Genomic DNA, 2,400 nt, shown 5'->3' on the forward strand with positions numbered 1-2,400 from the left:
GTCTGCTGAACGACCGCATCTTCCTCGTCAACGCGAGCGTGGGCCTGTACCCGCAATTACTTGAGGAGCGCGAGCACGACCAGCGCCAGTACGGTCGTTCGCGCGTCGTGGCCCTGCTGTCGGCCATCAAGACCGCGCTGCGCGGCCACCGCAGCCTGCGCATCACGCTCGAACTGGACTGCGGCACCCGGCGCCTGCGCACGCCCACGCTGTTCGTCGGGAACAACCGGCTGCAGATGGAACAGGTCGGGATGCGGCCGCTCGACCAGTCGCTGGAATCCGGCCGGCTGGTCGCGATCGCGCCGCGGCCCGTGGGCCGGCTGCGCATGCTGGGCCTACTCGTGCGCGGCGCGCTGGGACGGTTGGGCGAGGCGGAGGACGTCGATGCGTTCGCGTTCCGGCGCATGACCGTGCGCGCGCCGCCACTGTCGGGGCGCCGCAAGCTGAAGGTGGCGACGGACGGCGAAGTCTGCCGGATGGCGCTGCCGCTGCGTTTCGAGGCGCTCGAGGGGCGATTGACGCTGCTGGTGCCGGAGGCGGAAGAGGGTGTCGATACGACGGCGGTCGCTACGGCGGAGACGCGCTAAGGTACGGGCCGGCGCATCTGTTGCCGTCGGTTAGTAGGTGTGCGGCATGTCGCAGACGATCCTGACCGTCCTTGTTCCGGGCGGGTTGAACGGTAGCTTTTCCGACCTCTCCAAGTGTTTCCAGGCGTGATTTCGTCGCCCGCGTCCGCTGCTGATCCAGCCGTAAGATGCCGGTTTTGCTGATCGATTGTTTGGCAACACGATCAGATCGGGATCACTTCCCAGCGCAACGCTAGCTGTTCATTCGACATGCGCAAGATAAAAGGCCCATCGTGGCGATTTTTGAACATGATGCAGATCAACGTTTACTAATTGTACACATCGGTCTAGCATCTTTAACAAGCTTGTTATTTATTAATCATGACAACGCCGGCGCGGACCCTTCCGGAGCATGGCGGGATGCAGTCCGCAGATGTCAACCACTCTGTCAAGCATTGATCGGAGGACAAATGAACATCGGACTAGGGGAGCGTTTCTTCAATGAAAGCCGGATGTTGCTTGCTGTTGCCGCGTTCGCGATTGCCCCATGGGCGTTGGCCGCTGACCCGGAGACCGACCCGGAACTCGCCAATTACCAGAAATTGAAGGCACAGTACGACGCCCAGAAGGCGATGTACGAAGCACAGACCCAGATGCATGCCGCTGAGCTCGCGGCGGCGAAAGCTAAGTACGGCGATGTCGAATCTCCGTATAAAGGAGAGGTTACGGCCGAAGCCAATGCCGCGAATGCAGAGGCCCAGCTATTAAGCAATCTAGCGGTCAACAAGCTGGCGTCCGGGTTTGCCGACGCGTTAGTGTCGTCGCCTGCCTTGCGGTGGGGATCGACGCCGGCGCAGGTAAACACGGCGCCGCTTGCTCCTGTTCCCGGCGCAACCCCGGCAGCGCCTGCTCCGGTCGGGCCGGCTGGCGCGGCGGCCGTCAACGCGGCGTCGCCAGCGGCGCCGAATCCGTGGGACGCGCTGCCGGCGGCACCCTCAAGTACCTCAGGTGGGGCGACGCCGACCAAGCCCTGGGAGCAGCCTGGCGCGGCAGGGACTCAGGCGCCTTTACCCGCCAGTCGCGCTGGGTCGATGCGGTTGGTGTTGACGACGACGCTGCCGGATTTCCAGGCCGTCCTCGCCTTTGACGCCCGCATGCTGGGCCTGCGCAAGCAGCGCGCGGCAATGCCAGTGTACCCAGGCCAGAAGAACGAAGTCGAAACCGCCAGTGTGGCCGCCGTTGGTCTGGCGTTGAAAGGGCTCGACTCCATCCTGTCGTTCTTCCGCACCGATTTTACGTTCAAGTCAGTGAGCGCGACCGCAAATGAATCCGAGTGGATCACGGCCTTGTCTGGCGCACTGTCCGACCGCGGAGTGGTGGTACTGATACCGGGTTACGACCCGAAAGCCGCCAGCGAGGATGCAGAGACGCAGATCGCCGAACTTCAGAATTGGCTGAAGGCTGGTCGGTTGGCGTCGAATGCATACGACAAGGCGATCAAGGACCGTGCCGACGAGATCGAGGCCATCACCAACAAGCTGAAGGCTGCTAAGGGCGCGGACAAGACAAAGTTTGAGGCCAGGCTGAAGGTGCTGAATGCCGAGAAGGTCGCCCTAGAAGCGGACAAGGCGCAGTGGATGCAGTTTGCCACGGCTGTTGTCGCCTGGTCGATCGAACTGACCACGGCCACTTCGGATGGCAAGGTCCCGCTTGTCGAGGTAATCAGGCAGCGAGGATATCAGCGTCGCCTATGCGCTTTCCCTGGTTCCGCCGCAGGCACGTGCGGCAGGCTCGCGCTAACCAAGTTGGAACACAGCGTCGGCAACTCGTATAT

The 2,400-nt window shown here is 62.8% G+C and carries 1 protein-coding gene and 1 pseudogene; both read left to right on the plus strand.

Annotated elements, in window-relative coordinates; all coding sequences use genetic code 11:
• Positions 1 to 587, plus strand: a 587-nt coding sequence (locus AC1DYX_RS30365; RefSeq protein ID WP_477265826.1) for a diacylglycerol/lipid kinase family protein, incomplete at its 5' end; no start/stop codon positions are given.
• A gap of 449 nt (positions 588 to 1,036) precedes the next feature.
• Positions 1,037 to 2,400, plus strand: a pseudogene (locus tag AC1DYX_RS30370) (hypothetical protein); the annotation flags it as partial.

Source organism: Massilia sp. P2_C2, from assembly GCF_056404615.1.